The sequence below is a fragment of the Coprococcus sp. ART55/1 genome (genome assembly GCF_000210595.1).
Classification (GTDB): Bacteria; Bacillota; Clostridia; order Lachnospirales; family Lachnospiraceae; genus Coprococcus; species Coprococcus aceti.
Genome location: NC_021018.1, coordinates 1,818,900 through 1,828,172 on the forward strand (window position 1 = coordinate 1,818,900; position 9,273 = coordinate 1,828,172).

Genomic DNA, 9,273 nt, shown 5'->3' on the forward strand with positions numbered 1-9,273 from the left:
CAATCAGATAAGCAATATTTGAATATGGTATTGCCTGGTGCCTATACACAGAACATCTCTGTCCGCAAGCTGCCAGCTCCTGCCCGTTGGAAGCCTGATCCCATTTATGACAGTTCCATTTGTGGAATCAAGATCTTCGACATAGATCTTCTCTGCATCCTCGTATATCCTTATGTGCCTTCTACTGACGCTGATATCCTCTATAACCTGATCCGCCTGTCGTCTGTCCCGCCCCAATACAACTCCCTCCGGCGTCACCGGAAATTCAGTAGCCACAATGCCTCCGTCTTCGATCAGTCTCACAGACAGTCTCTGCTCCTGTGCGGACTCTCTGCCATCGAGATTATGCTGTGTAAGCAGGGTTGTACAGTCATCCTCCGAGCCAAGCACCGTGGTATCGCCAGGTATTTCGTCAGCCAAACTTACATGTTCCAATGCATCAACATTCTGTTTTTTAGGTCTTCTGTTTTCATCTTCCTCCGCATATCGCAGCTCTGAGCACTCCACGCCCTCCTGTCCCCGCCGTTCATCCTCAGCAGCAGACAGCTTCCTCTTCATCTCCACATAGACAAATAACTCCACGGACAGCACGATGAGTGCCAGCATTATAAATCTCACATCCGCCGCATGCCCCTGTATATAAAATTGAACAGCCGCTATTCCCGTAAATGCCGCCACAGTAAATCCTATGAGTATGAAAAATATCCTATCATATTTGTTTTTCTCCGTTGTCGGTATCGTCAACGCCGCCGCACTGCTTTGATCCGTTCCGAACACCTCATCCATCAAAAGCTCCTGCTCACGGGCCGCAGCCAAAGATTCCACATTTCTTTTTCTATTGCCGGAGCAGCATTTTTCCTGCTCACGGGCAGAGACCTCATCCACATATTTCTGCATCCGCTCCATGTCATAATTTGCCGACACCACCATGTCATATATCTCATACATAAAATCCACAAGCTCAGTGTCCCTGTGATCTACCCTCTTTATGATCTTCTCCACAAGATTCTTTATTCCCATTCTGACATCCGTTCCCTGTCCCGGCACATACACGTATCTGAAACTCTTCTCTGCATCCGAGTAAAATATCTTGTCGGATTCTATCAGAAGATTGTCCGGCTCAAGCATGTATTCTCCCGTCTCCATGACCACACTGCACAACGATCTTATGAGAGCAACAGCCTGCTCCATGGACATTATCCCCCTGTCAGATATATCGTCCAGGCTCTTCATGCCATTTATTTTGCAGTATATGAACATATCTCCGTTGATGGCCCTGAATTCCGGCTGTATTATTCCCTCGACAAAATTATTGTACAGCATGTCCGTCTCATAGGAATTTATGGCTGCTGCACTGACCTCCACCACAAAAAAAGTGTTAATTCCCTCTACCTGGCAATAACTTACCATATTCCTGCCACCTCCTAAGTTCATTTCCTACATCCCTTATCTCCTGTCTGGCCGCAGTCTTTCTGTCACATCTGCCGTCATCTATCAATATCTGTATCCCCGGAAATGACTCTCTGTAAGTTATCTCCGCAACCAGATTCTTCCCATTCATGGCCATTTCCGCATTCACACCATCGGCACATATCACGGTCTCGGATACATTTGTGGACATCGCTTTCTCTGCACTGTCCGTATCCCCCTCACCACTCTCATTGATCCTGTATTCCTCTCGGTTGTACAGTACCAGATATGCCTCCCCCGATGCCGCCGCATGGTTAAACGCTATAAACAACATGTTCATCACCACAAACACGGCACACACAAGTATCGGTGTTATCAGGCACATCTCCAGAACTATAGATCCATTGTCATCCATATATCTGACTCCTCCTGTCTTTTCTTCTCTTCTCCTATCTTTTCCCGCACTCAGAGCACTGAGGAAGTCCCCCGCACTCTGACTTTTTCTTTCTGTATATCGTCCGCTTCAAGCCGGAGCAGCCCAGCGAATAGTGATATTTGTCTCCCTGTTCAGTGACATAGATCACACCATTGCTTTTATATCTTCCACAGATCCTGCACGCCGAAAGCCCGGAATATCTGTCATCCAGAACCTCCCCACTCACGCTTCTCACAGATATCCTGATATGGTAACAGCTCCGCGAGTTGTGGTACACCGAACCATTCTCAGCCACATACACATACTCATCATCATCGTCATCATCCTGCGACCTGTCATATCCCAGGTACGCCCTCTGTCTTATCCTGTCCACGCACCCCACGGTAGATCCTCCGGCAAATGGCAGATTGATCTTCAGCATATATCTGACCTTGAGGCACACAAATCCGTCATCCGACAGCTCTGCATTTATCACCTTAACCCCGGACATTCCGCCGTCGACATATGTGTTCACCGTGCCTTTGTCATCTATGTACTCCCTGATCTTCCTGTTCGCCAGCACGAGCGACACACCATCTGCCATACCTTCAGCATACGGCCCCATGTCCGCGCCCTTTTCGGCTAGCTCATACGCATAGCTGTATTCCGCAAGATACGCAGCCGTCTCATGTAAGCCCTCATATATCACAGTCCGTGTCCGTATACATCCGGCCATGGCAAACACAGTCAGCATGGCAAATATAAACACTGGCAGCACCAACGATGCCTCCACACTGGCACTACCACGGTCACATCCCAAAGGAGCTGTCTTATATATTCTCCTGCCATACCTGATCCGAACAAAATCTATAGTAATATGCGCTTGGAGAGGCGATTTATCTTTCATATATTTACTTTTCAACATACAACAAGAGAACATATAACACCCCCCTTCAGGATATTTTCATATCTCAATAACTCACACACTGCCTGAAGCTGTACCTGTACAGTCCGTCATCTATCTTCGATACGCCCTCGTGATCTTCTATAAACGATGCAAATTTCCTGTCCTGACTGACCTCAACATCAAATGTCAGAGAATACATCATATTCTTCATCTCAAACGACTCATCCGTCTGTCTGAAATTAAGCTGTATAAGATCCGCCATCCTGTAATACATGCCTCCTTTATTCTCTATCAGAAGTATCGCCAGATAATCCCTGTAGCTCACAGCATCCACGCCTTCATAGTCCACGGAATCCAGATTCATCAGCTTGTCAAGATTGTTGATGTCCGTCACCCAGTATTCGTCTGTCTTCATAAACTGAACGCTTTTGCCGTCAAGCAGCAGCCTTATATCAACAATTGTCTCAGCATAAGCCCAGCATCCGAGCAGCAGATATTTCGCCGCCCCATAGGTGACCCCCGGCACAAGAGCCAGCACCGCAGCTATGGATGACACTTCGGCCATCTTTGCGCTGTCTGAGAGCAGATATGCCAGATTGAGCGGCAGTCTGTGAAGCACTATCCTGTTCACGACCCCCTGCAGATTGTCATGGTCATTATCCTTTCCGGCGATAATGTATTCCACCTCACACTCAAATGGTCTGTCCTGTTTCCTGTCAGTAAATGTATTGAAATTCGCCAGTGCATACCCGACACCATATATGTCATCCACTATTCCGGTCTGTGATCTCTCTCCATCCAACATGAGCTGCCTCTGGAATTTATCCAGATCGTCAAATTCTATGTCCTCCCACTGTCTCGTATCCTCCGCCTGTCCGTCTGACGGAAAGCCATCCAGATCGTATGCCTGATCTGACACCACCCGCCCGGATGGCGTGACAACATTCAGAAGTCCACCTGTCAGGATGCTTTTCAGCGCTTTTCTAGGATCCGTACCGCTCCAACTGCTCTCATCCTGATTCGACTCATTCTTACCATTTTCCACAGCTCCAGAAGCATCCTCCATGGCCTTATCCCCGGATGTTATCATCTCAAGAATGTCTTCTATTCCCTTCTCCTCCATGTACACCTTCATATGGTCGGTTATCTGCAGCTTCATATTCTCGCAGTCATTCTCCAGAAGTCCCCTGCACTCTGCCAGCGCCACATCTTCAACGCTCATATTGTCGCCCTGACCATTTTCCAGAGTATATTCCAGATAATCCTGCGCCATCTGCTCAAGCTTTCCCTCACCGTGTCCGCCAAATGTGCTGTCGACCGCCAGCAGATGATACTCCTCAAACAACTCCTTGTCGTACGCCGCCTTCACATCACAGGCTGCGCCCTCGGCCGCCATTGCGGCCTTGGCACTGCCCATTCTTATCCGCGCCATCTCAAGCACGGAGAGCCCCAGAAGCAGCATGGAGATCAGGATTATACTCAGAAAAACCGTTACATGTCCCTGATTTCTCATACAGCTCCCCCTTAATATATCTTCTTTGCACTCTTGTTGATCGAGTTCCATATGTTGTTCACCAGAGAAGTTATCTGCTGCTTGAATATGACGCACATCGCGATCAAGACCACCATTATAAGGATTATTTCGACCACTCCCATACCTGACTCATCTTCCATAAAATCTTCCCATCTCTTCATACATTTTTCCTCCTTAAAACTTATTATCTTAAAAATTTATTATTGCGGGCAGCATGACTATTACCATGACCACTCCCAGCAGAACCACCATCGGAAGAAGCAGCTTTGTCCCGGCTTCCTCCCCCTTTCTCTTCGCCATCTCCTTTCTGGTCTGCATTGCGTTCTGCTCCTCGCCCGCCATCATGATCAATATATCTCTCGTGCCTTTCTTCACATTCTGTGACAAAAGCGACATGAGCTTTATATACATCGGCAGATTTATCCTGTGCCCCATGTTGTAGTAAGCCTCACTCTCGGATACTCCTGCCTGGATCTCATTTAGCGTATAAATCAGTTCCCTGGTCAGAACACTCCCGCCCTGATCCGTACCGGCACAATCTTCCCTGCCACTCTTCACTATCCTTGCAAATGCACCTCTGACCGTGACTCCTGCTCCAAGATAGAGCGTCAGCTTATCCACAAGCTCCGGGTACTCCGACATGAGCTCGTCGGATCTCTTTTTTTCCATTCCCTGGATCTTCGACCTGTTTCCACCCCATATACAAATGGCTGCGAAACCACCGAGAAACAGTATCATAAGACCGCTTCCGCCTCCCGAGGTGGGCCTGACCGCATATCCGTTTATCTGCTCCGGCAGCGCCACCTCGCTCGAATCTCCACTTCCCGCCTGTATCTCCCTGATGCCTTCCCTTATATCCTTCAGAGCCTTTTCCCTGCCTGTCTCTTCCCTTCCGCACACGCGTATCTGATATGTTCTCTCCGCGCTCAGCTCCCTGTATGTAAGAACAGCCGTGATGGACACTATTCTGTCTTCTCCCTCCGCTATATCGCCGATACGTCCATCGGACGACACCAGCTCGTTGTCCTCGCTTATCCACTGCACATCGAGTCCGAGCGCATCCAGGTGATCCACAAGCTCCAGATCATATATCACTTCGTCGGGGGATTCATTTTCCCCAAGATACAGGTCTTCAATCTCACCAAATCCCTGCTCAAACACTGCTTCCATATCGTCAGGATCATATTCCAGCGGCATGACATCCACATCAAAATCAGTCTTTTCTCCATCTATGTCAGTCTCCAGAGTGACGGTGGACACATCCCCTCCGTACCCATCTCTGGTGAGCACCACCTGATGAGGCGCAAATGCTTCCTTTGCCACAAGGATCACCGCAAGAATACATGTCACCAAAAGCGTCAGCAGGATCTTCGCAATAATGTCTGTGTACATCTCCGCACATTTATCCCTCGCCGCGGCATCCGTACATATGTATACCCTCTTTATCTTCGTGAGCATCTTGTCATTGTCCATATGCGGTTCTATCCAGCCGTATATTTTTCCCGCAGCCCTTTTCAGCATATCCATCATCCTTTCACATATGTATATCTGTGATCTTTCTGCCCCATATCACCGTCGCCGCCGTGATCACCAGACACGCACTCATGGCAGCTATCCCCAGAGCATTGCCATACAGCGCATCCATATATCCAGGATTACACACCCTCAGATACAGAATGATGACAAATGGCATGGCAGACATGATATTCTGCTCCAGCCGTTTTGACGTTATCATCGTGTCTATCTCTTCCTCCACTTCCAGACGCCTGTCAATATTTTCAACCATCTTCTTCATCATCCTGATGAGATTTCCCCCGGAGCCCTTTGCAACTGCGACCACATGAGCAAATTCCTTCACATCCTGAAGTCCTGACCTGTCCGCCATATCCCTCAAAAGACTTTCAACATCAGAGCTCATCTCAAGGCCGTTTATTATGAGCAGCATTTCCTGTCTGATATAAGATTTCCCCTGATACATTCCGTCCAACTCGTGACAAGCTGGAACAAACGCTTTTTCCAATGAATATCCCGCCGCCATATTTGCGGACAGGGACAGCAGCATTTCCTTAAATTCATTATTAAGTTTATTCTTTCTCTGCCGGCATTTACCATCGGCAATTTTCCTGAGAAATACCAGAATCCCCGGCGTGAACACCAGGCACGGTATAAGACTGTCAAAGAAGAGCACCGACACCATCACCGCTATGACTGAATACACAGCGATACCGGTTACGATTTCCCTGACACTTAGTTTATAAGAATCATAATCTATACCCTGTCTCAGCACACATCCCTCCTTGAATCACTGCTCTCATTAACGCTTATAAGTCCAGCCGCCACGAGCTTTGATGTGTTATGAAGATCATTTATCTTTCTAAGCATTCCTTCCACTCGCCCCCTGTCCTTTCCCATATTGCTCTCATGAAATTCATACAATTTATTCATGACAAATTCACCTCCTTCCAGTCCTGTGACCTCGCTTATCTCTATACATCTTCGGGATCTGTCCCTCAGTCTTCCAAGCTGGACAACTATGTCCACCGCCGACGCTATCTGCTGCCTTATCGCCAGAACAGGCATATCCGCACCCATCAGAACCATGGTCTCAAGCCTCGTCAGCATGTCCCGGGCAGAGTTTGCATGTCCTGTTGACAGGCTTCCATCGTGTCCTGTGTTCATGGCTGTAAGCATATCTATCGCCGCCGCATCCCTGACCTCACCCACTATTATCCGTGAAGGTCTCATTCTAAGGCTCGTCTTGATAAGATCCCTTATGCTCACCGCATTTTCGCCCTCGACATTTGCACTTCTCGCCTCAAGGCTCACCAGATTGTCGATGCCCGCAAGCTGAAGCTCCGCCGAATCCTCTATCGTAACAATTCTCTCATCCGCCGGTATATACCCTGACAGGGCATTCAGAAATGTCGTCTTGCCCGCGCCGGTTCCTCCCGAGATGATTATGTTGTAGCCCGCCACGACCAGATTCTTCAGGAAATCAGCAACCTCCATGGTGACCGATCCGATCTCCACCAGCTTGTCCATGGTCATCTTGTCCTTCGGAAACTTTCTTATGGTCATCACGCTGCCGCTCAGGCTCACCGGCGGCAGCACCACATTCACTCTCGAACCATCCTTAAGCCTTGCATCCACTATCGGCGATGCCTCATTTACTATCCTGTTGCACTCCGCTACGATGCTCTGGATTATGGTCTTGAGCCGTTCCTCGCTCTCAAATGCCTTGTCATACCTGTACATCCTTCCTGCCCGCTCGACAAATATATTGCTGCAGCCATTTATCATTATCTCAGTCACCGCTTCATCGTCGAGAAGCTCTGACAATATATCAAGCCTCCTCAGACTGTTGAACAGTTCCTTCTTCAGCGCAAGCTTATCCCTCACGCTCAACACATTCCCGGACTCAGATTCGAGAATACACCTGTCGATCATATCGCTGACCTGCTCATCTCCTATGTCACCCGACATATCTATACTCTGCATGACCTTGCTTCGTATCAACTGTCTGTCATCCTGTTTCATCTTCTGCTTCCTATTTCACTTTCTATAAATCTCAGCATCTCCGCACTTCCCGGAACCGCCAGCGGCACGTTCAACCTGTGCAGCCTCCGAGCAATCTTGCCGAGCTCCCTTCTCTCCAGAACCCTCTCGAACATCCCAAGCTTGTCCTGGGACAATTCATCCTTAAGCTCCGGAACCATTATCTCGTCAAATGCCCCAAGTATCGCCAGATCCTTGAGAACCGCCTGTCCCATATCAAACACAACCGTTGTATATCTGCCCCATCTGCGGAACTCGTCTATGAGCCACACCATATCCTCCGTGTCCAGCTCCAGTGCATCTATGTACGATCCCAGATATCCAAGCACGCTGTATTCCTCAAGCTCCACGATATTTTGCTCCATATATCCGGTCAGATCCGGTGACCTCTGTTTCACCAGATATATCACATTCGCCAGAACGTCCTCATGGTCGTGAAATGCACTGTACTCCTCCATGCCCACATACAGGCCGCCCCGCACCTCATCATTCATGCACAGGCTGACCGCAAGGTTTGTCTTACCACACCTCCCTATGGGTGATATAACTGCATACGACCTGAACAGCTTTCTTCTGCGGTCCGTATCGTCTATATTCATATATCTGAGAATCTCTGAAGAAATGTTCCGTACCCTGGAATATTTGAATATCCTGTTATGGCCGATCTCTTCTGATCCATCGACTCTATCCCTCGTCATAAATATCATCCGGCAGGCCACCGGCACTTTGCTCTCATCCAGAGGAATATTCTCATCCATCAGCAGAACATCCAGAGTCTTAGTCTCAAGATACCCATACAGTTCTCCCTCCGATGAAAATGCAAGCGCAAACAGCGGATTGTCCCTGTCCGAATTGATATGGTTCATAAGACTTATCATGTAAGCCCTGTCACCATCCAGTATTCCAATCTTGTACTGCTGAATTTTGTCACCTCCACTCTGTAGTGCACACGTAATACATGACTCCGCCCATTATGGCAGCAGAGAAATGTACCCTGGACTTCATCAGATTCCTATAAAATTGTTTTGTTGAAATTTCTTTACGATTCGTAACTGACATTAAAACTTCTTTTAAAAGAAAAAATAAAGATATAACTCCTCCGGCCAAAAAGGAGTAAACAATCACCCGGATCACATCGGTTCCTACAAATGTGCCAGCCGTCGCCAGCAGCTTGATATCACCTGCCCCCAAGGCTTTTTTATGAAATAATACAAACAAGATCACCACAGGAATAACACAGCCTGCCACACTGCTCAGAAGTCCATCACACGGTCCTCTGACAACTGCCGACATCAGGAATCCCTGTATCATACCAACTGCGATAAGCCTGTTCGGAATCCTCCAGTCTCTGAAGTCCGATACCACCGCCATGCTCACAGTTGCGATCAATGGTATTACATAATATATGATCTCTGTCCTCCCTTCTCTCTGAGTTGTAAGCACACCTTACAC

General features: G+C 48.1%; 11 protein-coding genes. All 11 read right to left on the bottom strand.

Features of this window, described 5'->3' with window-relative positions; translation table 11 throughout:
- Window positions 1-3: 3 nt before the first annotated feature.
- On the bottom strand, window positions 4-1,410 hold the full coding sequence (locus CCU_RS08335) for a DUF6382 domain-containing protein (RefSeq protein ID WP_015534288.1): 1,407 nt from the start codon (window positions 1,408-1,410) through the stop codon (window positions 4-6).
- Window positions 1,379-1,825: a hypothetical protein gene (locus tag CCU_RS08340; RefSeq protein WP_015534289.1), complete on the bottom strand. Its 447-nt coding sequence runs from the start codon at window positions 1,823-1,825 to the stop codon at window positions 1,379-1,381. The genes CCU_RS08335 and CCU_RS08340 overlap by 32 nt, the downstream gene beginning before the upstream one ends.
- 34 nt (window positions 1,826-1,859) lie before the next feature.
- Window positions 1,860-2,606, bottom strand: coding sequence for a hypothetical protein (locus tag CCU_RS08345; protein WP_208896116.1), 747 nt, complete (start codon window positions 2,604-2,606; stop codon window positions 1,860-1,862).
- Window positions 2,607-2,796: 190 nt separating this feature from the next.
- Window positions 2,797-4,245: a DUF5702 domain-containing protein gene (locus CCU_RS08350; RefSeq protein WP_015534290.1), complete on the bottom strand. Its 1,449-nt coding sequence runs from the start codon at window positions 4,243-4,245 to the stop codon at window positions 2,797-2,799.
- An 11-nt stretch (window positions 4,246-4,256) separates the two neighbouring features.
- The gene (locus CCU_RS08355; protein WP_015534291.1) at window positions 4,257-4,427 is read right to left on the bottom strand and encodes a Flp1 family type IVb pilin; all 171 of its coding nucleotides are present in this window, start codon (window positions 4,425-4,427) and stop codon (window positions 4,257-4,259) included.
- A 28-nt stretch (window positions 4,428-4,455) separates the two neighbouring features.
- Window positions 4,456-5,787, bottom strand: a complete 1,332-nt coding sequence (locus CCU_RS08360; protein ID WP_015534292.1) for an immunoglobulin-like domain-containing protein — start codon at window positions 5,785-5,787, stop codon at window positions 4,456-4,458.
- 13 nt (window positions 5,788-5,800) lie between these two features.
- Window positions 5,801-6,553 carry a type II secretion system F family protein gene (locus CCU_RS08365; protein WP_055271948.1) on the bottom strand — a complete coding sequence of 251 codons (753 nt, stop codon included), beginning with the start codon at window positions 6,551-6,553 and terminating at the stop codon, window positions 5,801-5,803.
- Entirely contained in the window at window positions 6,547-7,803 is a 1,257-nt protein-coding gene (locus CCU_RS08370; protein WP_015534293.1) for a CpaF family protein, read from the bottom strand. Before CCU_RS08370 ends, CCU_RS08365 begins: the two co-directional genes overlap by 7 nt.
- Window positions 7,800-8,777, bottom strand: coding sequence for a hypothetical protein (locus tag CCU_RS08375; protein WP_208896367.1), 978 nt, complete (start codon window positions 8,775-8,777; stop codon window positions 7,800-7,802). Before CCU_RS08375 ends, CCU_RS08370 begins: the two co-directional genes overlap by 4 nt.
- Window positions 8,749-9,159, bottom strand: coding sequence for an A24 family peptidase (locus tag CCU_RS08380; RefSeq protein ID WP_243440928.1), 411 nt, complete (start codon window positions 9,157-9,159; stop codon window positions 8,749-8,751). Before CCU_RS08380 ends, CCU_RS08375 begins: the two co-directional genes overlap by 29 nt.
- Window positions 9,086-9,273: hypothetical protein (locus tag CCU_RS14125; RefSeq protein WP_243440934.1), on the bottom strand; the 188-nt coding region annotated here is incomplete at its 5' end. The genes CCU_RS08380 and CCU_RS14125, both read right to left, overlap by 74 nt.

Excerpts from the sequence above, each read along its gene's own strand:
- CCU_RS08350 (WP_015534290.1), bottom strand. The coding sequence starts at position 4,245 with ATGAGAAATCAGGGACATGTAACGGTTTTTCTGAGTATAATCCTGATC.
- CCU_RS08370 (WP_015534293.1), bottom strand. The coding sequence starts at position 7,803 with ATGAAACAGGATGACAGACAGTTGATACGAAGCAAGGTCATGCAGAGT.
- CCU_RS08335 (WP_015534288.1), bottom strand. The coding sequence starts at position 1,410 with ATGGTAAGTTATTGCCAGGTAGAGGGAATTAACACTTTTTTTGTGGTG.
- CCU_RS08355 (WP_015534291.1), bottom strand. The coding sequence starts at position 4,427 with ATGAAGAGATGGGAAGATTTTATGGAAGATGAGTCAGGTATGGGAGTG.
- CCU_RS08360 (WP_015534292.1), bottom strand. The coding sequence starts at position 5,787 with ATGCTGAAAAGGGCTGCGGGAAAAATATACGGCTGGATAGAACCGCAT.
- CCU_RS08340 (WP_015534289.1), bottom strand. The coding sequence starts at position 1,825 with ATGGATGACAATGGATCTATAGTTCTGGAGATGTGCCTGATAACACCG.